Source organism: Acuticoccus sp. (assembly GCF_965213555.1).
GTDB lineage: Bacteria > Pseudomonadota > Alphaproteobacteria > Rhizobiales > Amorphaceae > Acuticoccus.
In genome coordinates this window covers 1856175-1880549 of the sequence record NZ_OZ243890.1, presented here as the reverse complement: position 1 = coordinate 1880549, position 24375 = coordinate 1856175, and the positions used below count along the sequence as shown (strand labels likewise).

Genomic DNA, 24375 nt, shown 5'->3' with positions numbered 1-24375 from the left:
CACTGGCCGCCGACATCCCCCGGCGCCTGTGCGGGCGCCGGGCGGTCAGCGCGGGGTGCCGCCGGCGCCCTCGCCGCCGGGCGCGGGCGTTGAAGCCGGTCCGCCGCCCGCGGTGACTTCGAGGCCGAGCACTTGCTCGAGGGTCTGCGGGGCCATCCGCGCCGTGGTGCCAATCGTCTCCAAGGTGATGGGCTCCGGCGGCGTCAGCCTGACTGTCAGCCTCGCCGCCTCACCGAGGAGGAACGCACGCGCTGCCGCCGCCGCACGGGCCGCGAACGCCTCGTCCCCCACCGCGAGCAACGCCCCTTGCAGCGACCCGACCGCCAGATGAGCCGCCGACGTCGCGTCGAGCCCCATCCCCGTTCCGGCGAGCGAGAGCAAGGCGTCGACCATGCCCTCATCATTGAGGGCGAGCCTCGCATCCTCGACCGTCAGCCCGGCGATCGCGCGATCCAGTTCCGTGACGACAGGGGGCGTGGCCTTGCCGATGGCCTCGAGCGCCGCGAAGAACTCCGACGTCAGCCCCGCGACGCTGCCGGAGAGCCCGACGGAGCCGAACCGGTCCGCAGCGAGGTTAAGGGAGGCGATCTCCAGCCGGCCGGTCGGCGCCTCCCACCGGAACGTCGATGAGGCGGAGAAGACGTTCTCCTCGACCGCAGGAACGTCCTGGGGCAGCGAAAGGCGCATGCCGTCCATCTCGACCGTGAGACCGATGGCCGCATCGAGTTCTCGCTCGCTCGCCGTGAGGGTCGACGACGCGACCGATAGGTCGAAGGCGCCGGGCACGCGAAAGGCGACGTCCGTCGAGACGATCCGCTCGGCGACGAGCAGTGCGGCGACGGGGTCCGCGTTCTCCGACAGGGTCGCCTCGGGCAGGCGGACGCCGGTCCACTCGTCCGCCTCGATGGTGATGACCTCCGTCGACGGGCCGCCCTCGGTGGGATCCTCGAACGAGGTCCGCTGCGGGCCGAACGTGATGCGTTCGGCGAGAAGGACGCCGTCCTCGACGCGGCCGCCCATGATCTCCACGCGCTCGTACCGCTTCACCGCCGTCGGCGCCGTGATCTCAACGCCGGTGAGCCTCACCGTCGCGCCGTCAACCTCGAGCGAGCCGACGGTCACATCCTCGGACCCGGAGCCCACGTGGGCGCGGAGGAAGGCGTCGGCGACCTCGTTCCGCGAGGACGTGAACCCGAGCGCAGGAGAGGCCACCAGCCATCCCAGGAACAGCACGACGGCGAACCGCATGACGATACCCCTTCCGCAACATACCCCGCACGGTCGCCCACCGGCGGGCAGGTCATCGGCCCCGCGCGACCCGCCGGCAGGCCCCGCCGAGGGGACATTGCCGGACGAGCCTTGCGCGAGGCTCAGTACACCCGCTTGGCCGGCGCGATGTACTCGATGGCGTTGGACAGCGTGTAGGCGTGCACCGGCCGGTCGTCGAGCCGCACCTTGTAGCCCTCGTCGAGGAACGCCAGCGTGTGCTTCATCCACTCGGCGTCGTCGCGGTCGGGGTAGTCCTCGCGCGCGTGGGCGCCACGGCTCTCGGTGCGGTTCAGCGCGGAGTCCATCGTCACCACCGCCTGGCCGATCAGGTTGTCGAACTCCAGCGTCTCCAGGAGGTCGGTGTTCCAGATCAGCGACTTGTCCTGCACGCGGATGTCGCCCATGCCGCCGGCGACGTCGTGGATGAGCCCGTGCCCCTCCTCCAGGATCTCGCCGGAGCGGAACACGGCGCAGTTGTTCTGCATCGTGCGCTGCATCTCTTCGCGCAGCTCGGCGGTCGGCGTGCCGCCATCGGCGTGGCGGAAGCGGTCGAGGCGCGACAGCGCCGGCTCCGACGCCGCCTCGGGCAGCGGTGGCAGGCCCTCGCCGGACGTCACCGTCTCGGCGCAGCGTAGCGCCGTCGCGCGGCCGAACACCACGAGGTCGATGAGCGAGTTGGAGCCGAGCCGGTTGGCGCCGTGCACCGACACGCAGGCCGCCTCGCCAATCGCCATCAGCCCTGGCACCACGCGGTCCGGATCGCCGTCGACCTTGGTCAGCACCTCGCCGTGGAAGTTCGTCGGGATGCCGCCCATGTTGTAGTGCACGGTCGGCAGCACCGGGATCGGGTCCTTGGTGACGTCGACGCCGGCGAACACGCGCGCCGACTCCGAGATGCCAGGCAGTCGCTCGGCGAGGATCTTCGGGTCGAGGTGTTCCAGGTGCAGGTGGATGTGGTCGGACTGCTTGCCGACGCCGCGCCCCTCGCGGATCTCGATGGTCATGGAGCGCGAGACGACGTCGCGCGAGGCGAGGTCCTTGGCCGACGGGGCGTAACGCTCCATGAAGCGCTCGCCGTCCGAGTTGGTCAGGTAGCCGCCCTCGCCGCGCGAGCCCTCGGTGATGAGGCAGCCCGCGCCGTAGATCCCGGTCGGGTGGAACTGCACGAACTCCATGTCCTGCAGTGGCAGGCCGGCGCGCAGCACCATGGCGTTGCCGTCACCCGTGCAGGTGTGCGCGCTAGTGCAGGAGAAGTACGCGCGGCCATAGCCGCCGGTGGCGAGGATCGTCTTGTGCGCGCGGAAGCGGTGGATCGTCCCGTCGCCCTGGCTGATCGCCATGACCCCGTGGCACGCGCCCTCGTCCATGAGGAGGTCGAGCGCGAAGAACTCGATGTAGAACTCCGCCGAATGGCGCAGCGACTGGCCGTAGAGGGTGTGCAGGATCGCGTGGCCAGTACGGTCGGCCGCGGCGCAGGTGCGCTGGGCCGTCCCCTTGCCGTAGTTCGTGGTCATGCCGCCGAACGGGCGCTGGTAGATCTTGCCCTCCTCGGTGCGCGAGAAGGGGACGCCCCAGTGCTCCAGCTCGTAGACCGCCTCGGGCGCGTTGCGGCACAGGTACTCGATGGCGTCCTGGTCGCCCAGCCAATCCGACCCCTTGACGGTGTCGTACATGTGCCAGCGCCAGTCGTCCTGCCCCATGTTGCCGAGCGCGGCGGAGATCCCCCCCTGCGCCGCCACGGTGTGCGAGCGCGTGGGGAACACCTTGGTGAGGCACGCGGTGCGCAGGCCGGCCTCGGCGCAGCCGACCACGGCGCGCAGGCCCGAGCCGCCGGCCCCGACGACGACGACGTCGTACTCGTGGTCGATGACCTCGTAGGCGGGTCCCGTCGCGCCGTTGCCTGCGCCGTTCGTGCCGTTCGTCGCCATCCTCGTCCCTCCTCAGCTGGCGAGCACGAGGCCGGCCAGGCTAACCCTCACGATGGCGTAGAGCGCGGTGAGCGCCACCGCCGCGGCGAACACGTTGAGCGCTGCCATCAGCGCAATGCGCAAAATGTCGGCGTGAACGTAGTCCTCGATCACCAGCTGCACGCCGAGCTTCATGTGGAGTGTGACGGACAGGATCGCGAGCGCCAGCGGCACTGCGACCCACGTGCTGCCCACCAGCGCAACGGCGTTGGCGTAGCTCATCCCCGACAGCGCGATGGCGATGCCGGCGAGAAAGATCACGAGCACCGCGTTGGCGAGCGCGGTGATCCGCTGACGGATCATGTCCTCGGTGCCGGCGCCGGCGCTGCCAAGGCCGCGGATCACCTTGAGCGGCGTCTTGAAGCCCTTGCCCGCGCTGGGGTCCTGCTTGGCCGCGTGGTCGATGGGCTGACGCATCAGACGATCTCCATGGCGACGACCCCCACCCACAGGGCGATCGTAAGGACGATCCCGGCGACGAGCGCCGCCCAGGACATGGCGTAGCGCTCGGGGCCGAACGCGAGGCCGAAGTCCCACAGGAAGTAACGGATGCCGCTGACGAGGTGGTGGATCAGCGACCAGGTGAACGCCACCAGCACGACACGGCCGAACCAAGAGCTGTAGAGCGCGGCGGCAGTCCCGTAGGCCTCGGGGCCGGACGCGATGGCGAGCAGGTAGCCGACGACCAGGAGGAGGCCGCCGACGTTGATGATGCCCGTCGCACGGTGCATGATCGACATGACCATGGTGACGATGGGCCGGTAGATAGACAGGTGCGGCGACAGGGGCCGCGGCCTGCGGCTCGCCTCCGAATCAGCGCTCGCCATCTTGCTCCCTTCAACACTCCGGGCCGCGCGACCCAACCCGCAGGCGGCACCGCGCGACATCGTGCCGAGGCACGAGGTCACGTCGTCCGGGGTCGCTCCGCACGAGGGCGAGCCCTGCGCCCTGCTGTTCACGTAGCGCCGAACCCGTTGGCGGTCAAAGCGACTCCACGCCTCGCGTCGGGCTGCGCCGGCGGTTCCACCCACCGGCGGGCACCCCTGCACAGGCGCGCTCCCCTCGTGGGCGTGGAGCGCCATCCTCCTGGCGAGCCCGCCGCCGAAGCCGGTCAACGCACGGCGCGGGAGGCCGTGGCCGACCGATGGCCCGTGCCAGCGCCCCGTAGGTGGTCGTCGTGCCGTAGGATAACGTGAGGAGCGCTCGCCAGACCGCGGCCTTGCGATCCTGTGGGAGGCACCGTCCGTCGCCGACACGGAGGAGGGGGCCGACCGCCTGTCGCGCGTGCACCAGGCGAGGGCCAGCGTCGTCGCACCCCGAGCACCGATGGCGCTGGTCCGGTGGGCCGCTCACCTCCCGCGGCCTGCTCCGCTGCGGCCGGGCGATCCCGACGTCGCATCAGGCGCGCCCTCGTCGACGCGGGTGACCGTGTGACCGGCCTCGCGCAGCAGCGCGACGAGCCCATCCTCGCCCGGCAGGTGCAGCGCGCCCACCGCCACCACGACGCCGCCCCCGGAAAGCGCCGGCGCGAGGCGCTCGGCCATCCGCGCGTTTCGCCCCGCGACGAGCCGCTGCCAGAACGCGTCGGCGATCGCTGCAGCCTCGGCCTCGCCCACCGCCTCGGTCAAGTTAGACAGCATCAGGGTCCACAGCGCCCCGACGTACCCTCCCCGGTACAGCGCGACCGTCGTGAACCAGTCCTCGGGCGCGCGGTCGGCCCGTGCGATCATGAGGCGCAACACCTCGTCCATCACCTTGGGGTCCGCCTCCAGCGCCGCGACCTGCTCCTCCACGGTCTCGAGCGCCTCGACCGGCACGCCGCTGTCCCGGGCGAGCCGCTCGAGGTTGGCGTCGAGCCCCGGCCCTTGCGCCGCACCGACGAGGCAGGGCGGGAGGCTGAGGAGGCCGACGAGGACGAACGGGCGCATCCGATCGGCGACCGGCAGCGGCACGCCGTAGCGCGCGAACACGGCCCGCGCCTGCGTCCGCTCCGCCGCGCTCAGGCCGTCGGTGAGGCGATCGTCCGTCGCGCGCACCAGCCCCGCGGGGTCGGCGAGGAAGGAGGCCACGGCCGCCTTGAGGGCGGCAGCCTCCACCTCGACGAAGAGCCGCGAGGCGTCCGTGACGAGGCGCGACATCACGGGTCCCGGCGCCTCAATCCCGTCCGTGGCGACGTGGAACGTGCCCACGAGGTAGGACGGAGGCTCGGTTGCCACGCGCCACAGCCGGCCTTCGGCGTTGGGCAGGAGGTCCCGCGCGTCGGCGATGGCACGCGCGGCGCGCGGCGCCTCGATCAGCGCAGCGTCGGACCCCGGCGGCGCCCCACAGTCCGCCACCGCGCCGCTTGCGAGGACGGCGAGCGCGAGCCCGGCGATCCAGCCCCTTGCCAAGACCCTCACCCTATCGCCTCCCCCGTGGCGTTCGACGCGCAGCGCACTGACCAGCGCCAAGTCCCGTCGCGGCCCCGCGCCCGCTCCTCCACGGCGACGCACAGGTCGCGGTCATGCGCCAGGGCGGCGCCGTGCACCAGCCCCTCCCAGCCCGCGGCGAGCGCGCCGCCGGAGTGCTCCACGCCGTGCGCGAGGCGCCAGCCGCGACGCTCGACGAAGCCGCCGCGCGCGTCGGCCGCGTCGCCCTCGAGGGCGGCCCAGCGGCACAGGAGGTTGGCGAAGTCGGCGGGAGAGCGCCCGCGCACGCCCCACGCCTCGGCGACCCCGCCGTAGAGCTGGGCTCCAACGAGGCGCCCGGTGTGCCGGGCGAGGTGCGCCGCGTCGGCGGTGCCGAACAGCTCGTCGAGCCGGGGCAAGGCCGAGCGGACGTACTCCATGGCGTAGTTCCTTCGCGCTGCCGCAAGGCGTGCCGCCGGCCACGCCCCTGGGAGCGCGAGGGCGTCGCCGCCTCCCGTCCGCGGCGGCTGTTCACCGGGACGGAATGCGAGCCGCTCGTCGGGTCCGAGGTCGCGCCCCGTCCGCTCGAAGTAGCCCGCCAGCCCGAAGTCGCCGTCGACGAGCTGACCCGTCACCACGAACCTCAGATCCGACACGCGGAGGCTGATCCCGTTCCGCGCGTACCAGCCCGTTAGCATGCCGCGCGCCACCGACGAGGGCACCGCGCAGATGGCGACGCCGTCCCAGATCCAGCGCGGCGGCGGGAAGACGACCCAGGCCTTGTCGTCACGCTCGGGCACGAACTCCACCGCCGCGCCGCCGATCCTGTTGGCGAGGGTGTGGTAGGCGGCGCAGGCGACGGCCGGCGGCCGGTCCTCGAGGCCGAGCTTGCGCAGGCCCGGCAGGAACATGCGCTCGTGCTGATGGCGGAACACCGCGTGGACGTAGCGCGCGGCGTCCGCCTCCCCCCGTCGCGTGACCACGGACAGGACGAGCCCGGTGAACATTCCCCGGTAGAGGCCGGCGAGGGCGTCGAGCGCGCGCTCGCCGACCCCCGCGTCCGCCGTCGGCGTGTCCACGCGCTCCTCCCGCCCGGCGAAGTGGCCGTCTTGGACGACACTACACCGTCATTCGGAGGCCGACGCACTCCTCACCGCCCGTTCGACGCAACTTTCATGGTGATGCCCATGCACGGGCATCCGGAAATGACCTTAGAATGACCGCGTCGGCGCGCGCGCCAACATCGGAGGGACCGCCATGACCATCGAGCCCGTGGCCCACGAGGGGGACGCCCGCCGGCCGCTGCGCCCGTTCGAGGGGCTCGTCATCCTCGACCTGTCGCAGGGCCTCGCCGCCCCCTACGCCGTGCAGATGATGGCCGCGCTCGGTGCCTCGATCACCAAGGTCGAGCCACCGGAGGGCGACTGGGGACGCCACATGGGCGAGCGCGTCGGCGCCATGAGCTCGCTGTTCCTGATGGCGAACGCCGGCAAGCGCTCCATCGTCGTCGATGCGGCGCGGCCGGAGGGTCGCGACCTCCTCCTGCGGCTCGCCCGCGGCGCCGACATGGTGGTGGACAGCTTCCGCCCCGGCGTCCTTCGGAAGCTCGGTATGACCTTCGACGCGCTGAAGGCCGTCGCCGACCCCGTCGTCCAGGTGTCGGTGACGGGCTACGGCAGCGACGGGCCCTACGCCAAGCGGCCCGGCTCGGACTCCATCCTCCAGGCGCACACCGGGATGGTGGTGGTGAACCGCACGCCGTCGGGCGAGCCGCACCGCATCGGGATGCTTGCGGTGGACATGACCGCCGGGCTCTACACCAGCGTCGTGCTCGCGGCGGCGGCGGCCGAGCTCCGCGCCGGGGGCGGCAGCCGCCGCATCGAGACCTCGCTGCTGCACACCGCGCTCACCTTCCAGGCGATGCCGCTGCTGGCGCACCAGATGACGGGCGGCCGACCGGCGGGGGCGGTCACCGCGCCGTCCGGCATGTTCCGCACCGCCGACGGCACGATCACCGTCACGTGCCTGCGCGACCGCATGTTCGCAGCCCTCGCCGAGGCGCTCGAGGCACCGCAGTGGGTCGCCGACGAGCGCTACGCCACCAACGCGGCCCGGGTCGCGAACGTCGCCTCGCTGCACGCCGCGATGGCGGAGGTGCTCGGCACGCGGACGTCCCAGGCGTGGCTCGACCTCCTGCAGGCGGCCGGTGTCCTGTGCGGCCCGGTGAACGACTACGCCGCGCTCCTCGACGATCCCCAGGTGCGCCATTGCGAACTCGTTGCGCCGCTGCACGCCGCCGAGGTCGGCGAGGTGCTGCTGCCGCGCCTGCCGGGCCTCGGCATCGCGCCGGGCGATCCGGGGTTCAGCTCCCCGCCGCTGCCGGGCGAGCACACCCGCGCCATCCTCACCGAGCACGGCTTCGCCGCCGCCGAGATCGACGCGATGGCCGACGCCGGCACCATCCACACCCGCGAGGTCCTCGCCTAGGGCAGCCCCGCCTCGCGGGCGAGCGCCTCGAGCCGGGTCTGAGGCCGCGCGCCGAAGTGCGAGATCACCTCCGCCGCGGCGAAAGCTCCCAGGCGCGCCGACGGCTCCGGCGCCGCGCCGCGCGCGCGGCCCAGCAGGAACCCGGCGGCGAAGAGGTCGCCTGCCCCGGTGAGGTCGACCACGCGGGTCGGCACCGCGGGCACGTCGATGCGCTCGGCTCCGGCGAGCACGCGTGCGCCGTGCTCGCCCATGGTGACGACGGCCATGGGCACGAGGCCGGCGAGCCGCTCGCAGGCCGCGTCGAGGTCGTCGGTCTCGGCGAGCGCGCGCGCCTCCGCGGCGTTGGCGAAGGCGAGGTGGATCGTGCCGCTGGACAGGAAGTCCAGGAAGTCGGCCCGGTGCCGCTCCACGCAGAAGGTGTCAGACAAGGTGAGCGCGGTGGTGCGCCCTGCCGCAGCGGCGAGCTCCGCCGCCCTGCGGAACGCGGCCTTGGCGTGCGGCGGATCGAACAGGTAACCCTCGAGGAAGGTGATCGCCGACGCCTCAACCAGCGCCCCGTCGACGTCGTCCGGGCCGAGCGCCTGGCTCGCCCCGAGGAAGGTGTTCATGGTGCGCTCGCCGTCGGAGGTGACGAGGATGGTGGAGGTCGCCGTCGGCGCGCCGTTCGCCAGCGGCGGCGTCTCGAAGGCCACGCCCGCGTGGCGCATGTCGTGGGTGTAGGCCTCGCCGTACGCGTCGGTGGCGACCTTGCCGATGAACGCGGCGCGTCCGCCCAGGGACGCGACACCGGCGACCGTGTTGCCCGCCGAGCCTCCGGACACGCGGACCGCGTCGGCGAGCTCCGCGTCGACGGCGCGCGCGCCGGCCTCGTCGACGAGCCGCATGGAACCCTTCGCGACGCCGAGCCGGGCGAGCGCGTCGTCCTCCACGTGGCCCAAAATGTCGAAGATCGCGTTGCCGATGCCAAGGACGTCGTAGCGCGTGTCGGTCATAAGGTCCCTTCAGGCGGCCGATGATGCGTCTCGGGGAGCCGCGCCCCCTCCAGCGGGACGTCAGCCGAACGGCCGGCGCTGGGTGAAGGCCGCGGCGAGCGTCCCCTCGTCGAGGTAGTCGAGCTCGCCGCCGATGGGGACGCCCGAGGCGAGGCGGGACACGCGCACCCCCGTCGGCTCGAGCCGTTCGGTGATGTAGTGCGCCGTGGTCTGCCCCTCGACGGTGGCGTTCATCGCGAGCACAACCTCGCCGACCTCGCCCTCGGCGACGCGCGCCACGAGGCGGCCGATGCCGATGTCCTCGGGCCCGAAGCCGTCGAGGGCGGAGATCGTCCCGCCGAGCACGTGGTAGCGCGCGCGCATCACGGCGGCCCGCTCCAGCGCCCAAAGATCAGCGACGTCCTCCACGACGATGAGCGTCGAGGCGTCGCGCGTCGCGTCGAGGCACACCGTGCAGGGGTCCGACGTGTCGACGTTGCCGCAGCTCGAGCACACGCTGACACGCTCGCCCACCTCGGCGAGGGCACGCGCTAGGGGCTCCAGCACGGCCTCGCGGCGCTTGACGAGGTAGAGCGCCGCGCGCCGCGCCGAGCGCGGTCCAAGGCCGGGCAGCTTGGCGAGGAGAGCGATGAGGCGCTCGATCTCGGGGCCTGCGACCGCCATGGGCCTCGCCGCGCCGCCGCCCGTCCGGTCCTAGAACGGCAGCTTGAGGCCGGCGGGCAGTCCCATGTCGCCCATCACGGACTGCGTGCGCTCCTGGACGAGCGCGGACACCTTCGCCTGGGCGTCGGAGACAGCTGCGATGACGAGGTCCTCGACGACCTCGCGTTCCTCCGGCCTCATCATCGCCTCGTCGATGGTGAGCGCGATGATCGCCATGGCGCCGTTGACCCGGGCGACGACGGCGCCAGCGCCGGCCTCGCCGGTGGCCTCCAGCGTCTTCAGTTCGCCCTGCAGGTCGCCCATGCGGCTCTGCAGCTCGCGGGCCTTGCCCATCATCTTCATGATGTCCATGGAGGTTCCTCTCAGCCTTGCTCGCGGGCTCGGCCGCTCGCCGGCCCTGCATCCTCGCGCGGGTTGGTCCGCACCTCGGCGATCGTGGCGTCGGGGAAGCGGTCCAGGATCGCCCGCACGAGGGGCTCCTGCGCCGCCTCGGCGCGCAGCTGCGCTTGAGCGCTCGCTTCAACCTCGGCAAGGGTCCGCGCCGTCGCCCCCTCGCTGACGGTGACGATCCAGCGCTCGCCGGTGATCTCCGTGAGCTTTTGACCGAGCGTCCCGGCGCAGTCCGGCGCCGCGCCCGGCTCGAGCGAGACCTCAATGCGGCCCTCCTCGAAGCGCTTCAGCCGCATGTCGCGCTCGACGGAGTGCTTCAGCCGCAGCGAGTGCTCGCCGACGAGCGCGGCGACCTCGCCAAGGCTCGCCGGCCGCCGCGCCGCGGCGCTCCGTGCCGGCCCCTGCCCCGACGGCTCGCGACCGTTCCCGGTCGGCGCGCTGCCGATGGTCCCGCGCACCGCAGCCGGCGATGCGGTCGGCGCCTCGGTCAGCGGCAGTGCGGCGGGGTCCGGCAGGCTCGCCATGTAGGCGAGGCGGATCACCACCATCTCCGCCGCGACGAGGGGCTTGGCCGCGGCCTGCACCTCGGCGATCCCGGTGAGCAGCGCCTGCCACATGCGCGACAGGCTCGCCATGGGAAGGCCGGCGGCGAACGCCTTCGCCCGCTCGCGCAGCTCCTGCGGGTCGCCGCCGTCCGGCGCGAGACCCGTCGCCTTGAGCCGCGTCACTTGATGGGTGAACGCGGCAAGCTCCGTCAGCACGACCGACGGCTCCGCCCCCACCTCGTACTGCGCCGCAAGCTCGGCGAGCGCCGCCGCCACGTCGCCCGACATGACGTGCTCGAAGAGGTCGACGACGCGGGCGCGGTCGGCGAGGCCGAGCATCTCGCGCAGCCCCTCCGCGCTCACCGCCCCGCCGCCGTGGGCGATCGCCTGGTCGAGCAGCGACAGCGCGTCGCGCACCGACCCCTCCGCGGCGCGCGCGATGAGCGCGAGCGCGGCCTCGTCCGCCGCGACGCCCTCGGCCGCGGCGACGGCGGCAAGGTGGGCGACGAGGACGTCCGCCTCGATGCGCCTGAGGTCGAAGCGCTGGCAGCGCGACAGCACCGTCACGGGCACCTTGCGGATCTCGGTCGTCGCGAAGATGAACTTGACGTGCCCTGGCGGCTCCTCGAGCGTCTTGAGCAGGCCGTTGAACGCCTGCACCGACAGCATGTGCACCTCGTCGATGATGTAGACCTTGTGCAGTGCCGAGACCGGCTTGTAGCGCGCCGCGTCGGTGATCTCGCGGATGTCGCTGATGCCGGTGTGGCTCGCCGCGTCCATCTCGATGACGTCGACGTGCCGCCCCTCCATGATCGCCTGGCAGTGGACGCCGGGCAGCTCGAGGTCCACCGTCGGCGCGCGCACCCCGTCGCGCTCGTAGTTCAGCGCGCGGGCGAGGATCCGCGCCGTCGTCGTCTTGCCGACGCCGCGCACGCCGGTCAGCATCCACGCCTGGGGGATGCGCCGGTGGGCGAACGCGTTGCGCAACGTGCGCACCATCGGCGCCTGGCCGATCAGCTCGCCGAAGTGGCTCGGACGGTACTTGCGGGCGAGGACGCGGTGGGCCGCTCCCGTCGCCGGGGGCGTGCCGGACCCCGGGGGCGCGCCGGTGTGCGGTGTCGGGCTGTCGGCCAAAGCGCTCTCCGCCGGCGGGCGTCCCGCCGCGCCACACGAGGACGAAAAGACGAGGACGACGAGACGGTTTCAAGAAGGAGGCCGGCGAATGACCCGGACCGGATTCGTTGGGGCTGCTTCGTTCCCGACCTGACCCGGTTGGCGAGCGGCCCGTCCACCGCCGACCTCCCACGCGCTATATCAGCGGGCGCTCGCCGGTTGGCAAGGCGTGAGTTCCACGACCGGACCGCCAGCGGCCTCTGCGTCCGCCGGGTCGTGGCTCACCATGACGACCGGCAGGCGGTCGGTGGCTGCAAGGTCGAAGACCATGCGGCGGACCTGGGCGCGCAGCGACGGGTCGAGCGCGGCGAACGGCTCGTCGAGGAGGAGGGCGCCGGGCCGGGAGGCGAGCGTGCGCGCCAGCGCCACGCGGCTCCGCTGCCCGCCCGACAGGGTGTCGGGGTCGCGCGCGGCGAACTCCGCCATCTCGACCCGCGCGAGCTCATCCAGCGCCTGCTCCCGCCGCGCCGCACGCGGCAGCGTCCGGCCGGCGCCGTCGCGCCGCGGCACCGCGAAGGCGACGTTCTGCAGCACCGACATGTGCGGGTAGAGCAGCGCGTCCTGGAACATCAGCCCAAGCCTGCGCCGCTCCGGCGGCAGCGCGGTCAGCTCGACGTCGCCGAGGCGCACCCGGCCGGACACCTGGAACGGGCGCGCGAGGAGCCCCGCGACGGCGAGGAGCAGCGAGGACTTGCCGACCCCCGATGGACCCATCACGGCCAGCACCTCGCCGGGCGGCACCGTCGCCGACAGCGACGCCACCGTCCTGCCGGCGACGCGCACGGTGAGCCGTTCCAGCACGAGCGTCATCCCGCCGCCACCGCAGCGGGCCGCATGGCGCGCCGATGGCGGAACAGGACGGCAGGCACCGCCCGGGCCAGCGCGAACGCGGCGCACGGGATCGCGAGCTGGACGAGCGCCAGCATCGCGACGAGCCGCCGGTCGCCCCCGGTCGCGGCAGAAACAGCCTCGGTGGTGACGGTCGCGACGCGCCCCGCGCCGACGAGCTGCGTCGGCAGGTAGAGGCCGACGCTGACCGCCACCGACAGCGCCGCGGCGACGCACAGCGGCCCCGCCAGGATGGCGAGGCGCACCACCACGAGGCGCCGCCACGTCCCCGCGCCGAGGCTCGCGGCGACGAGCTCGGCGCGCGGGTCGAGCGCGTGCCACGGCCCCGACAGCGCGATCGTCGCGTAGGGCAGCACGAACAGCGCGTGCACCAGGGTGACGATCACGGTCCCCGGAACGATGCCGGCGGCGACGACGAGCACCGACAGGCCGAACAGGAACGCCGCTTGGGGGACCACGAGGGGCAGGTAGATCGCGGGCCCCGCGCGCACGCCGGCGGCGAGCAGCGCCACCGCCGCGGGCAGCGCCACGAGCGTGGCGCCAAGGGCGACGACGAGCGTGGTGACGAGCGTCGAGGCGGTGTCCGGCAGGCGCTCCCTCCACGCGACGGCCGACACCGTGCGCGGCACGACGTCCGGGAACGGCCAGTAGCCTGCCACCGAACGCACCAGGAGCGCCGCGAGCGCGGCGGCCATGATCGCGGCGAGCAGCGCCGCCAGCGACATCGCCGCCGCCCGCAGCGGGCCGTCGCCGCTGAGACGCCGTCCCCGGTCGCGCACGGCGCGCGCCGCGCCCGCCGCGAGGCGCTCGATGGCGAGCCAGGCGAGTACGAGGCCCACCGAGAGCGCGAGGAGGAGCAACGCCCCCGCGCTGCCGACGAGCCACTGGGCGAGGTCGGCGGCGCCGAGCTCGTCGACGATGCGCACGGCGAGCGGCGGCGGCCGCGTCGGCCCGACGATCAGCGCGACGTCGACCACCGAGGCGGCGAACGCGATGACGGCGAGGATCGGCAGGCGCAGTTGGCGGTAGATGAGCGGCCACACCCCGTGCAGGAACGCCGCCATCGGACCGTAGCCCAGCGAGCGGGCGAGGTGCACGCGCTCGCGGGCGCGCGTCTGGCCGAGCGCGGCGAGCGCCATCAGGAACAGGAACGGCACCTCCTTGAGGACGAGCGCCGTGACGAGGGCGATGCCGGCGGGATCGCGCACCAGGGCGACGTCCGGCGGGGCGTCGTACCCGGTCGCCCACGGCGACAGGAGGCGCAGGAGGAGGCCGGACGGGGCGAACAGCGCGACGAAGCCGAGCGCGGCGGCGGCGTGGGGCACGGCGAGGAGCGGGGCGAGCAGCCGCTCGGCGAGGCCGAGCGCGCGGGTGCCATACGCGGCTGCCAAGACGACCGCGACCATCGCGACCGACACGAGCGTCGCAGCGAGCGCCGTCCAGGCGCTGATCGCAGCCGAGTCCACGATCCCCGGCCGCGCGATGAGGGCCGCGAACACGTGCAGCCCGGGACGGTCCGCACCGAGCGCCGGCATCAGCCCGAAGGCCGGCGCCAGCACTCCGAGGAGGCCGGCCGCGACCGGCAGGACGACTGCCACGCGCACCGCGATCCCCGTCCAGCGCCATCCGCGCCCGACCGACCGCGCCGCGCCCGTGCCGTTCACTGCAGTCGGCCGCCGAGCGCGAGCACCAGAGCGATCGAGCCGTTGCACCCAGGACAGCGCCGCGTCCGGGAGCCGGTCCGCGCCGGACGCGCGCGCGGTCGGCGCGGCCCGGGGTGGGTGTTCAGCGCACCGTGATCAGCGGTGAGGTGGTCTTCGCCAAGACGTCGCGCTGGAACCTCCCGTCCGCGAAGTCGAGGCACACCGTCTCGACACGGTACTTGTAGCCCACGATCTGCGAAGGCTTCAGTGCACTAAAGTCGCGGAACAGCCACGGCATCGCAAAGTGATGGTGGGGGTACGCGTAGTACCTGTTCGTCTCACCGCGCTCCTCGTAGCCCAGCGCCCTCGCGTGCTGGGCGCGGACGAACGGCGCCGGCCGCGTCGCGTCGTAGTCGACCATGGCGGGCTGGGCGAGGGGGATGGAGCAGCTCCGCCCGGCCGTCATCATCGCGTGCCTGGTGTAGGCGACCGCCCCGTTGAGGTTGTGATGCAGCCCGATCTGGCCCCATGCCGAGGTCGGCGCGTGCCCTGACGGGTAGCTCGTCTGACGATACCCGAAGTGCCGCGTCAGCAAGAGGTACGACGCCTCGCGGAAGTAGCTCGACGGCACCGGCACCTCGCGCCCGTCGTCGACGACGGCGACGAAGCTGCCGACGCGCGCCTGCCGGCTGTCGTACCAGCCGAGGTGGGCGTTGTAGAACAGGACGTTGCCGAACAGCGTGGTCACCACCCCGACCGCGACGGCAGCGCGGGGCAGCCGCGAGGACGGGAGCCGTAGCGCGGCCGCGACGATGAGGCTGTTCAGCACGATCCATGGGACGAACAACGCGCCCGTAAGGACGAAGATCGTGACGTGCATCGCGTCGAAGAACGCTGCGTAGCCGATCAGCAGACGGCGATCCAGGAACGCCAGGGCGCACGTGATTTGCGCGAACAGCGTGAGGATGTTGATCGGAACCTCGACCGCGCGGAAGGCCTCGTAGGCCCAGCCGAACAGCGCCGGCCACGCCGACAAGGGGGCCGCGCCGAGGTTGTAGCCGTTCAGCATCAGCGCGCTCGTCGGGTTCTCGAACGCCCAGCTCAGGAGGCCGCCGTCGAGCGCCATCTTCTCCACGCCCGACATGACGTAGTTCCCGAGGTGCGCGCCGATGGCCGCGGCGAGCAGCACCGTCGCGCCGAGGACGACCGGCTCGTGGAGGGCCTTGTCGCGGCCGACGAGGGCGGTGCGCGCCAACGAGAGCGCGACGACCCCTACGGCGAGGAACAGCCCGACCTCCACCAGCGGCAGGTAGTCGTTGACGCCGAGCTCGTTCGCCCCGGACAGCGAGCGCGTCAGGGCCTTGTGCAGCGCGACGTAGACGAACGGGAAGACCGCGAAGCTCGGCCGCACCAGCGACATGACCGTGGCGACGACCAGGAGCACGGTGCCCAACTGAAGGGCGAGGTCGACCGACGCGCCGTCCTGGTCGGGCGCCACCGCGATCGAGTGGCCGAGCGCGAGGCCGTAGAGCCCCATCACGAGGGAAAGCCCGGTGACGATGATCCGGACCGGCCTCGCCTCGGACGGGTAACGCACCAGCCCCGTCGCGGCGCAGAGCGCGAACACCGCGACCAGCGCCTCGAGCAGCCAGCCTCGATGCGGCCCCGCGAGCTCCCAGATCGCATGCCCGTAGGCCTCGATCGCGACGACTGCAACCAAGACTGGCAGCCCCACCAGAACAACCTGATGAACGGCCGTCTCTACCGAGGTCGAGAGCCCCCGACGCTCAACCATAGAATACTTGTACATGATCGCGACCTACATCTTAAGTTAACCATGGTGACATACTTTGGTCATCATGACAACGACAAATTATACTATATCGGACTTTCAATATGCCCATAGATTGACTTTGGTCCAACGCTTCTTTCTTAAGTTGTTACACGTAGTGCGCGAGCTGGCTCGCTCACTACTTGCAGGCGCCCCCGTCGGACGCGCGGCCGGCGATGCCCCACGCAGGCGCGTCCCCCGCGACGCACCGCGCCGTCGGGGCGCCCGAGGCGGAGGGACGCGACGGACGGGTGGCAACGGACCGAGGCATCGGTGACGGTCGTGCCGTGGCGGCGTCACGGTCGACGCTGGAGGCTGAGGGGCCGACCACGACCGTCGTGAGCATGGATGCGATGGCGGCGAGATGACCGGCGTCACGCGTCCGTCGCGCCCGCCTCGGAAGGTGGCGCGTGGCTTGCAACGGCACGCGCGGAGGCGCGGGCAGGTGGCACGCCGCCTTGCGACATCGCTGCCTTCGATCCCCAGGCTTGGCGGCGTATATTGGCGGCGATGTCCATCGCCGAGCCGTTCCACGCCGTTCTCTTCCCGCACCGCTCGCTGTCGCGCCGCGGCTACGCGATCCTGATGGGCTCGATCGTCGTCATCCTCGGCCTCGCGGCGCTTCGCACGCTCGCCATCGGGGCCTGGCCCGTCGCGATCTTCGCCGTCCTCGACATCGCCCTCGTCTGGATCGCGTTCCGCTTGTCCTACCGCGCCGGACGGCAGTTCGAGGAGGTGTCCGTGACGCCCCGCGAGGTGCTCCTGCGCCAGGTGACGCCGTCGGGCCGGGTGACGGAGCACCGCTTCGACCCGATCTGGGCGCGCCTGTCGGTGACACGGCGGGAGGACGAGGGCGTGGTGCGCCTCGACATCGGCTCGCACGGGCGCTGGGTCGTCGTCGGCGCGTTCCTCAACCCGGACGACCGAGCGACGTTCGCCGACGCGCTTGCTGCCGCGCTCGCGCGCATGCGCAGCGCCGCGACTTAGATGCGGACGCTGTGAAGGTTGTTCATCCGGGGCCGGGATGTGGGGCTGCGGTTGCCACGCACACGAGCCCCGACTGGGAGACTCGCCGCTCCCGCCCGCCGCATCGGCCGCATCGACACCGAGGAGCTCGGCGGCATCGGCCACCGCAGCACCGGCGACCGCAGGGGCCAGCGAACCCGCGTGGCACCGGATGGGAGGTGCCGCCTGCGGCCATCGACGAGGCCTCGCGCCTTGCCTGCACCGAGCTGCTGTGAAGCGAGAGGCGCCAGGAACGCGAAGCTTCGCCTTCTGCGACGTGTCGAGGGACGCCGGGCTCGAGCCCATCTGCACAACCCTACACGGCGCGCACCAACGGCAAGGCCGAACGCTTCATCCGGACGTCGCTGCACGGGTGGGCCATGCCAACGCCTCCACCTCACCGGCAGGGCGGACCGGAGCCATGCAGCCGTTCCTGGCCACCTCACTCCGCGCGACCTCCCTCGGCCCTTGCCGACCAAACGCCTTGGCTCAGGCCGAGCAACCTTCTTGGAAACGCCACCCGGAGCACCTGGTCTGTGTCTGAGAAGACCCAGGATGCGCTAGGAGTCTGTCGTCGGCCGGCCACGGCGAAGCCCAAGCGCCCTTGGGCCCGGCCCTCTTGCGGCGGCCTCAGAGCGCGATGAGGAGCGCGCCGTACCCCGCCGCGCCCGCGACGAAGGGCACGAGCCGGCTCTGCTGCTCCTCCGGAAGCTCCTCCTTCAACGTGTTGAGGAGGACGCTGCCGGCCAGCAGCGCGAACGGCCCCGCCACCGCCCACTCCGGCACCTGCGTCAACGCGCCCAAGGTCGCCCCGCCGACCAGCGCCGCCACCAGCACCCAGCGACCCCAGCGGTCGTAGCGCTCCGCGTGGTGCTGGCGCAGCCCGTGGTCGACGGTGAGGAAGTGGAACGCCATCGCCGCCACGTAGAGCGCCAGGGACACCGCCCCCGCCTCCTCCCGGTGGAACACGAGGTAGCCGATGAGCACGTTGTAGAGCGCGAACGAGGCGAGGTGCACGCGCGAGCCGTCCGGGTGGTCCGGCCGTGCCCTGATCATCCGCTCCAGGGCGTAGAACACCACGAGCCCGGCCATGGCGAGCGCGTACACCACCTCCTCCGCGCCGCGCGCGCCGAGGCCGAGCGAGCTCGCCAGCGTATCCTGGTGCGTCGCGAGCTCGGGCAGGATGTGCAGGAACACGTAGGCGACCGCCGCCCCGCCGGCGAACGACAGCCAGCGGCTGCGAGGCAAACGATCCAGCACGAACAGGCGCTGCACGCCGAGGTGCACCGTCGCCAGGAACGCCACCGCCGCCAGCTGAGCCCAAGCCATGTGAGGCCCTCCCCACTCGCACAACGGCCGTGCGACGGGTGGGTTGCCGCGCCCGCGCAACCTTTGCGGGGACGGGGCCGACTGCTACATTGGCGCCATGGATGACATCGCCCAGCGACCCGCGGTCCGCTCCGCCGCGACCGCCCGCGCCGAGACGGACGCCGGCCCGCGCCCCATCGCGGCCGTGCGCAACTTCTCCATCGTCGCGCACATCGACCACGGCAAGTCGACCTTGGCCGACCGGCTGATCCAACTCACCGGCTCCCTCACCGACCGCGAGATGAAGGAGCAGATCCTCGATTCCATGGACATCGAGCGCGAGCGCGGCATCACCATCAAGGCGCAGACCGTGCGCCTCATCTACACCGCCCGCGACGGCATCGAGTACAAGCTCAACCTCATCGACACGCCCGGCCACGTGGACTTCGCCTACGAGGTCAACCGCTCGCTGGCCGCCTGCGAGGGCTCGCTCCTCGTGGTCGACGCCTCCCAGGGGGTCGAGGCGCAGACCCTCGCCAACGTCTACCAGGCCATCGACAACGACCACGAGATCGTCCCCGTGCTCAACAAGGTGGACCTGCCCGCCGCCGAGCCGGACCGCATCCGCGCCCAGATCGAGGAGGTCATCGGCCTCGACGCGTCGGAGGCGCTGGAAATCTCCGCCAAGACCGGCCAGGGCGTGCCGGCGGTGCTGGAGGCCATCGTCACCCGCCTGCCGCCGCCGATGGGCGACCCCGGCGCGCCGCTGAAGGCGATGCTGGTCGACTCCTGGTTCGACCAGTACCTCGGCGTCGTCACCCTGGTGCGCGTCGTCGACGGCCGCCTCGCGCCCGGCCAGACCATCCGCATGATGCGCACCGGCGCCAAGTACGGCGTCGACAAGGTCGGCGTGTTCACCCCCAAGATGCTGGAGGTGGACGCGCTCGGCCCCGGCGAGATCGGCTTCCTCATCGCCGGCATCAAGGAGGTGGCCGACACACGCGTCGGCGACACCATCACCGAGGACAAGCGCCCCGCCGCCGCGCCGCTGCCCGGCTTCCGCCCCGCGATCCCCGTGGTGTTCTGCGGCCTCTTCCCCGTCGACGCCGCGGACTTCGAGGACCTGCGCGCGGCCATGGGCAAGCTGCGGCTCAACGACGCCAGCTTCTCCTACGAGATGGAGACCTCCGCCGCGCTCGGCTTCGGCTTCCGCTGCGGCTTCCTCGGCCTCCTGCACCTGGAAATCATCCAGGAGCGGCTGGAACGCGAGTTCGACCTCGACCTCATCGCCACCGCACCGTCGGTGGTCTACCAGCTCACGCTGTCCTCGGGCGAGGTGCGCGAGTTGCACAACCCCGTCGACATGCCCGACCCCACCGAGGTCGACGCCATCGCCGAGCCGTGGATCAAGGCGACGATCCTGACGCCGGACGAGTACCTCGGCGCGATCCTCAAGCTGTGCCAGGAGCGGCGCGGCAACCAGCTCGACCTGTCCTACGTCGGCACCCGCGCGATGGTGACGTACGAGCTGCCGCTCAACGAGGTGGTGTTCGACTTCTACGACCGGCTGAAGTCGGTGTCGAAGGGCTACGCCTCGTTTGACTACGCGCTGGTGGACTACCGCGAGGGCGACCTCGTGCGCATGAACATCCTGGTGAACTCCGAACCGGTGGACGCGCTGTCGATGCTCGTCCACCGCTCCCAGGCCGAGCGTCGCGGCCGCGCCATGTGCGAGAAGCTGAAGGACCTCATCCCGCAGCACATGTTCGTCATCCCGATCCAGGCGGCGATCGGCGGCCGCATCATCGCCCGCGAGACGATCCGCGCCCTGCGCAAGGACGTGACGGCCAAGTGCTACGGCGGCGACGCAACGCGCAAGCGCAAGCTGCTCGACAAGCAGAAGGCGGGCAAGAAGAAGATGCGCCAGTTCGGCAAGGTGGAGATCCCGCAGGAGGCGTTCATCGCGGCGCTGAAGGTGGACGGCTGAGGTACACCTTCACGAAGCACGCGCAGGAGGAGATCGAAGGGCGAACGCTCCCGCTCCGTTGGCTCGAAGCGGCAGTCGAACGGCCCATCCACGTCGAGCCCGATCCGAACGATCCGACGGTGGACCGCCGATATGCCGTGATCGAAGAGTATGGCAACCGCATCTTGAGGGTTGTATGCCGCCAGAAGCCGCACGAGGTTCAGATCATCACCGTGTTCTTCGACCGCAACGCGAAGAGGCGACTATGAAGCCGACCGTCCGCTACGACCCCGACGCAGACGCCGCAAAGATCACTTTGTCGGACAACGCTTACCTTGAGAGCGAGGAGGTCGCGCCCGGCATCATCCTGGACTTTGACGCGGAGGGCCGGATGATCGGGATCGAGGTGCTGCAGGCCCGCTCCCGGCTCGCAGCCGACACGTTGTCCTCGGCCGAACCGCCTCGTGCGCAAGACGTCTTCGTCATCGAGAAGGCCTGAGCCACCGCGTTTCGCCAATGTATACGGAGAAGGAAGAGACGTCTACTACGGGTTTGATGGTAAGCGCCTCGCTTTTATGAATTCGTTCTAGTAGCTTTGCGGAGTTTTTCGAGAAGATGCTGCGCAAGGATAATCAGATCTAATGCCTCTAGTGGGTCATCAACCCAATCGAACTCGTGAGCACAAGGGTTGCGCACACCGAGCAAAACACCTCCGTATATTCGCTGATATCCGCTCTGATGGTCTTTCCCAGATCGGTTTTCAATCTGTCGCAGCACGAGGCAGGGAGCTTTCACGTTGAACACATGTTCCATTAGCGGGACCCCGTACATATCTGATTTATCAGCGGTCTCTTGTACAGCTTTCTCAATCAATTTGAAGCAGTTCTCAACAGCGACGTTGTAGTGCGCAGATCCGTAAAGGTCTTCGCTAACCATCTTTATATCATTATTGTAGATGACCGTCTCGTAAACCGATACCGCATTTTCAGCTTCTGTTTGACTTTCCAGCAATAGTGTAGTTGGGACAGGGAGCGCGAGGCTGCTTCCCCCTCCACCCAAAGCGACAAGTTCGGCGTTTAGCTGTTTAATTCTGTCCCACAAGCCCATCACCCAGGTACCTCTGCATCGCCGAAAAGATCGCTTCGATTTGATCTACACTTGCGTTCGCGCCTATGTGAATCTGCAAATTAACGTTGAGGGGGAAATGAAGCCGATCGGAATTTGCTGTCTGAGCTGCTGGGGGTACCTCCGCATCGGTGAGATTCTTTTGCCGTTCAGACTGTGCGCGTCTTCGACCAGATGGCGAAGCCTTCTTACCTTCACTCGTAGCTTTCTCTCCGGGCCTAAGCGGAAATGGGGAAGCGATCAGCGCGTAAGTGGCTGCCTTGTTGCCGGCGGTACCGTTACCGAGGCCATCCGCCAAGAACCAAGATTTTGCTTTTTCGCGATCGACAGGGTCGGGGGGTACTGCGTCGATAAGTGATTCCGGATACGCCTTCGAAACGAAGGCGTGAACTCCCTCTCTGTACGAGTTGTCGTTGCGCCATTTCATTGCTGCCTCGGTTGGCCGGCCTTCTTCATCAAGGACGCCAAGGCGTTTTAGTTCAGAAACATACTGTCGCGCCGCAGAAGCCTGTACGCCAAGCTCGATCTCGATCCGCCGATCGTCGATCTTTGCTTGCGGGCGATCCTGAATCAGTTTCCGCGCGCCCCACCAGACTGTCGATGGAATCTGTGGAAAACTCTTCGCCATGTCCTCACTCCCATTTGTTCGTGACCTTGCATCCATCGATCCGTAAGGCTTCAACCGATGAGTCTCATCGCATGCAGATCAAATGGCAACATAGGCGGTTCTCGTCAAGATGGCGCAGACGAATGAATGCGCTACTTGCACTCCCATTCACGCATTTCCTATTCATTGAAATTTGATGGCTTCAGATCAATGGGAGTGACGCGTGGGGTGATTGCCCGGTTGGGTTCGGGCACAATCGGCAGAAGCCCGCTGTCGCTGGGATCGCCTTAAATGTCACGCGAAACCAGATGCTTTCAGAAGTACTTCACGCCGACAATAGCCTCGTTGCCGCGCTAAGAACCTGACTTGGTGCCATGTGATTGCCCGGCACGATCAACTCCAGCACCCGCTCCTATTCCGACGGCTCGCTCCCTGGCATCGAGTTGATGGACGCCAACCGCAAGTCGATCCGCACGATGGCGACCGCGTTGCCCAGAACCTTGTCACAAACGAGGAGGGGTCCGCCTGAAGCTGAAGGCGGCCTGATTTATCCCCACCCCTCAAACCATCCCCTAACCTGCCTCCGTCGCTTGATCCAAGGGGAGGCGCGTCCGGACCGGCCGCCGCGAGGATCGAGGGCTTCGGTGGCTCCGGACCGGCGCGGGTAACGCACGCGCCGCCCGGGGTGGATCGGACCGGCCTCGACCGGCTGCCAATTCGGCCGCGCTCGCCCGCGGTGTCGCTTGGCCGCACCTCCACTTCGCCTGGGGGAAGTCGGACGGGGACGGCGCAACGGGGCAACCCGGCGCGCCGATGGGGTAGACCCCACACGGATCGAACCAAGCCGAAGGCGGGACGCGTGGGGGAAGCCCCACACACACTAACCTCACTGGGCCGCCCACTCGCGTCCCGCCGATCCCCGCCCCCCGGCCGCACCGCGGCGCGGCGACGATGACGCGCGTCCGCACGCAGCCGACGCCGCCACGTCGCGCCCGCGCGGCGCCCTCAGCCCGCCTCGGAGGCGGGCGCCGCGTCCATCGCCGGCCCCTCCGGCCGCACCAGCGTCACCATCACGATCAGCCCGAACGCCACCAGCACGAGCTTCCACGCGTCGGCCCGGCGCCGCAGCCCGGGCAGCCCCAGCGGCCTGATGAGGTGGGCGACGATCGCGATCGCCACGATGACCGAGACGACCTTGGTCACCCCTCGCCCCGGTCCGCGCCGGCCAGCCCCGTCGGGCGTAGCGGCCCGCCCCGCGCATCAGCGCACCACCGACAGGGACGGCGACGGGCGCGACAGCTCCCCCCGCGTCACGTAGCGCAGGATCGCCACCACCTGCTCGGGCGTCTCGCACACCGCGAGCGCCTGCGCGTCCACCTCCTTCAGCGCGTGGGCGTGCTCGGCGCCGTGCACCACGATGTAGGGCGTGCCGAGCGCGGCGGCGTAGCCCGCGTCGAAGGCCGCGTTCCACTGCCGGTACTCGCCGCCGAAGCGCACCACCACGAGGTCCGCCTCGCCGATCAAGGTGCGCGTGCGGATCGCGTTCAGCTTGGCGCCCTTGTGGTCCTTCCAGAACGGCCTGTCCTCGGCACCCAGGATCGTGGAGCCGCAGTCGTCGGACGCCGCGTGGTCGGTCACCGGCCCGGTGAGGTCCACCGGCAGGTCGTGCTCGTCCACCCCGTCGGCGATCCTGTCGCGCCAGTCGGTGTGGATCTCGCCGGCAAGGTACACTGTCAGTTCAACGTCCATCGGCCACCCTTCGGTCCGTGCGCCCCGCGTCATCTGGGGCACCGGGCCCCCTTATCCCCGAACGGCGTCAGTGCGCTAGCTTGGGACGAAGGAACGACGGCGGCGCGCTCCGCCGTGCCAACCGCGGAGGACATCCATGCCACGCATCATCGCTGCGGTCCTCGTCGTCGCCCTCCCTTGGGCGGCGCCGGCGGCCGCGCAGTCGACGTTCGGCGACACGGACCTCTCCTTCCAGGGCGGCGTCGTGACCGACGACGACCTTGTGCCCGGCCGCGGCACCGACAGCCCGTTCCTGGCGGAGGAGGAGGCGCGCGCGCCGGTCGGCCCGCCGCGCGACGGCTTCATCCCCGGCGACGACCGGTCGCGGCCGCAGAACTCACGCAACCTCATCGGACCGGACGGGCAGCTCGTGCGCTGAG

At 70.7% G+C, this 24375-nt stretch carries 25 protein-coding genes, 1 other RNA gene and 1 pseudogene; 7 read left to right on the top strand and 20 right to left on the bottom strand.

Annotated elements, in window-relative coordinates:
• Window positions 1-45: 45 nt before the first annotated feature.
• From ACOOE8_RS09030 to ACOOE8_RS09000, 7 genes are all read right to left on the bottom strand, one after another.
• Window positions 46-1248 (bottom strand): hypothetical protein, encoded by a 1203-nt coding sequence (locus tag ACOOE8_RS09030; protein ID WP_420394479.1) that lies wholly within the window; start codon window positions 1246-1248, stop codon window positions 46-48.
• Between the two features lie 122 nt (window positions 1249-1370).
• Window positions 1371-3197 carry a succinate dehydrogenase flavoprotein subunit gene (gene sdhA, locus ACOOE8_RS09025; RefSeq protein WP_420394478.1) on the bottom strand — a complete coding sequence of 609 codons (1827 nt, stop codon included), beginning with the start codon at window positions 3195-3197 and terminating at the stop codon, window positions 1371-1373.
• Between the two features lie 12 nt (window positions 3198-3209).
• Complete coding sequence (sdhD, locus tag ACOOE8_RS09020; protein ID WP_420394477.1) at window positions 3210-3653, bottom strand: succinate dehydrogenase, hydrophobic membrane anchor protein; 444 nt, start codon at window positions 3651-3653, stop codon at window positions 3210-3212.
• Window positions 3653-4063 carry a succinate dehydrogenase, cytochrome b556 subunit gene (sdhC, locus tag ACOOE8_RS09015; RefSeq protein WP_420394476.1) on the bottom strand — a complete coding sequence of 137 codons (411 nt, stop codon included), beginning with the start codon at window positions 4061-4063 and terminating at the stop codon, window positions 3653-3655. Before sdhC ends, sdhD begins: the two co-directional genes overlap by 1 nt.
• A 154-nt stretch (window positions 4064-4217) precedes the next feature.
• Window positions 4218-4526 (bottom strand): MGMT family protein, encoded by a 309-nt coding sequence (locus tag ACOOE8_RS09010; RefSeq protein WP_420394475.1) that lies wholly within the window; start codon window positions 4524-4526, stop codon window positions 4218-4220.
• Between the two features lie 59 nt (window positions 4527-4585).
• Window positions 4586-5635, bottom strand: coding sequence for a TraB/GumN family protein (locus tag ACOOE8_RS09005; protein ID WP_420394474.1), 1050 nt, complete (start codon window positions 5633-5635; stop codon window positions 4586-4588).
• The gene (locus tag ACOOE8_RS09000) at window positions 5632-6702 is read right to left on the bottom strand and encodes a hypothetical protein (RefSeq protein ID WP_420394473.1); all 1071 of its coding nucleotides are present in this window, start codon (window positions 6700-6702) and stop codon (window positions 5632-5634) included. The genes ACOOE8_RS09005 and ACOOE8_RS09000 overlap by 4 nt, the downstream gene beginning before the upstream one ends.
• A 178-nt stretch (window positions 6703-6880) precedes the next feature.
• Here ACOOE8_RS09000 and ACOOE8_RS08995 point away from each other — a divergent pair, with 178 nt between their 5' ends.
• Window positions 6881-8110, top strand: coding sequence for a CaiB/BaiF CoA transferase family protein (locus ACOOE8_RS08995; RefSeq protein ID WP_420394472.1), 1230 nt, complete (start codon window positions 6881-6883; stop codon window positions 8108-8110).
• On the opposite strand, the gene ACOOE8_RS08990 is transcribed toward ACOOE8_RS08995, so the two are convergent.
• From ACOOE8_RS08990 to ACOOE8_RS08955, 8 genes are all read right to left on the bottom strand, one after another.
• Window positions 8107-9102 (bottom strand): adenosine kinase, encoded by a 996-nt coding sequence (locus ACOOE8_RS08990; RefSeq protein WP_420394471.1) that lies wholly within the window; start codon window positions 9100-9102, stop codon window positions 8107-8109. The genes ACOOE8_RS08995 and ACOOE8_RS08990 overlap by 4 nt on opposite strands.
• Before the next feature lie 60 nt (window positions 9103-9162).
• Window positions 9163-9765, bottom strand: coding sequence for a recombination mediator RecR (recR, locus tag ACOOE8_RS08985; protein WP_420394470.1), 603 nt, complete (start codon window positions 9763-9765; stop codon window positions 9163-9165).
• Between the two features lie 30 nt (window positions 9766-9795).
• Window positions 9796-10116 (bottom strand): YbaB/EbfC family nucleoid-associated protein, encoded by a 321-nt coding sequence (locus tag ACOOE8_RS08980; RefSeq protein WP_420394469.1) that lies wholly within the window; start codon window positions 10114-10116, stop codon window positions 9796-9798.
• An 11-nt stretch (window positions 10117-10127) separates the two neighbouring features.
• Window positions 10128-11834 carry a DNA polymerase III subunit gamma/tau gene (locus ACOOE8_RS08975; protein WP_420394468.1) on the bottom strand — a complete coding sequence of 569 codons (1707 nt, stop codon included), beginning with the start codon at window positions 11832-11834 and terminating at the stop codon, window positions 10128-10130.
• Window positions 11835-11907: 73 nt separating this feature from the next.
• An RNA gene (gene ffs, locus ACOOE8_RS08970) (signal recognition particle sRNA small type) lies at window positions 11908-12003 on the bottom strand.
• Window positions 12004-12014: 11 nt separating this feature from the next.
• Window positions 12015-12683, bottom strand: a complete 669-nt coding sequence (locus ACOOE8_RS08965) for an ATP-binding cassette domain-containing protein (RefSeq protein WP_420394467.1) — start codon at window positions 12681-12683, stop codon at window positions 12015-12017.
• Window positions 12680-14320: an ABC transporter permease gene (locus ACOOE8_RS08960; RefSeq protein ID WP_420394466.1), complete on the bottom strand. Its 1641-nt coding sequence runs from the start codon at window positions 14318-14320 to the stop codon at window positions 12680-12682. Before ACOOE8_RS08960 ends, ACOOE8_RS08965 begins: the two co-directional genes overlap by 4 nt.
• Before the next feature lie 187 nt (window positions 14321-14507).
• Window positions 14508-16100 (bottom strand): hypothetical protein, encoded by a 1593-nt coding sequence (locus tag ACOOE8_RS08955; protein ID WP_420394465.1) that lies wholly within the window; start codon window positions 16098-16100, stop codon window positions 14508-14510.
• 606 nt (window positions 16101-16706) lie between these two features.
• On the opposite strand from ACOOE8_RS08955, the gene ACOOE8_RS08950 reads away from it, so the two are divergent.
• Entirely contained in the window at window positions 16707-17183 is a 477-nt protein-coding gene (locus ACOOE8_RS08950) for a DUF2244 domain-containing protein (protein WP_420394671.1), read from the top strand.
• A gap of 274 nt (window positions 17184-17457) precedes the next feature.
• Window positions 17458-17581: pseudogene (locus ACOOE8_RS08945) on the top strand (IS481 family transposase); the annotation flags it as partial.
• 250 nt (window positions 17582-17831) lie between these two features.
• Here the strand turns inward: ACOOE8_RS08945 and ACOOE8_RS08940 are convergent.
• Entirely contained in the window at window positions 17832-18530 is a 699-nt protein-coding gene (locus ACOOE8_RS08940) for a hypothetical protein (RefSeq protein WP_420394464.1), read from the bottom strand.
• Between the two features lie 97 nt (window positions 18531-18627).
• Between ACOOE8_RS08940 and lepA the strand changes: the two genes are divergently transcribed.
• From lepA to ACOOE8_RS08925, 3 genes are read left to right on the top strand one after another with little or no spacing between them, the layout of a single operon-like run.
• Complete coding sequence (gene lepA / locus ACOOE8_RS08935) at window positions 18628-20496, top strand: translation elongation factor 4 (RefSeq protein ID WP_420394463.1); 1869 nt, start codon at window positions 18628-18630, stop codon at window positions 20494-20496.
• Window positions 20493-20744, top strand: coding sequence for a DUF4258 domain-containing protein (locus tag ACOOE8_RS08930; protein WP_420394670.1), 252 nt, complete (start codon window positions 20493-20495; stop codon window positions 20742-20744). Before lepA ends, ACOOE8_RS08930 begins: the two co-directional genes overlap by 4 nt.
• Window positions 20741-20974, top strand: coding sequence for a DUF2283 domain-containing protein (locus ACOOE8_RS08925; RefSeq protein ID WP_420394462.1), 234 nt, complete (start codon window positions 20741-20743; stop codon window positions 20972-20974). Before ACOOE8_RS08930 ends, ACOOE8_RS08925 begins: the two co-directional genes overlap by 4 nt.
• Window positions 20975-21048: 74 nt before the next feature.
• On the opposite strand, the gene ACOOE8_RS08920 is transcribed toward ACOOE8_RS08925, so the two are convergent.
• The 4 genes from ACOOE8_RS08920 to ACOOE8_RS08905 all read right to left on the bottom strand — a co-directional run bounded on the left by ACOOE8_RS08920 (window position 21049) and on the right by ACOOE8_RS08905 (window position 23956).
• The gene (locus ACOOE8_RS08920; RefSeq protein WP_420394669.1) at window positions 21049-21582 is read right to left on the bottom strand and encodes a TIGR02391 family protein; all 534 of its coding nucleotides are present in this window, start codon (window positions 21580-21582) and stop codon (window positions 21049-21051) included.
• Window positions 21560-22228, bottom strand: a complete 669-nt coding sequence (locus tag ACOOE8_RS08915; RefSeq protein WP_420394461.1) for a hypothetical protein — start codon at window positions 22226-22228, stop codon at window positions 21560-21562. The genes ACOOE8_RS08920 and ACOOE8_RS08915 overlap by 23 nt, the downstream gene beginning before the upstream one ends.
• A gap of 984 nt (window positions 22229-23212) precedes the next feature.
• Window positions 23213-23410 (bottom strand): hypothetical protein, encoded by a 198-nt coding sequence (locus tag ACOOE8_RS08910; RefSeq protein ID WP_420394460.1) that lies wholly within the window; start codon window positions 23408-23410, stop codon window positions 23213-23215.
• Between the two features lie 57 nt (window positions 23411-23467).
• Window positions 23468-23956 (bottom strand): YtoQ family protein, encoded by a 489-nt coding sequence (locus ACOOE8_RS08905; protein ID WP_420394459.1) that lies wholly within the window; start codon window positions 23954-23956, stop codon window positions 23468-23470.
• Window positions 23957-24092: 136 nt separating this feature from the next.
• Here ACOOE8_RS08905 and ACOOE8_RS08900 point away from each other — a divergent pair, with 136 nt between their 5' ends.
• Window positions 24093-24374 carry a hypothetical protein gene (locus ACOOE8_RS08900; protein ID WP_420394458.1) on the top strand — a complete coding sequence of 94 codons (282 nt, stop codon included), beginning with the start codon at window positions 24093-24095 and terminating at the stop codon, window positions 24372-24374.
• The last annotated feature ends 1 nt before the right edge of the window (window position 24375 follow it).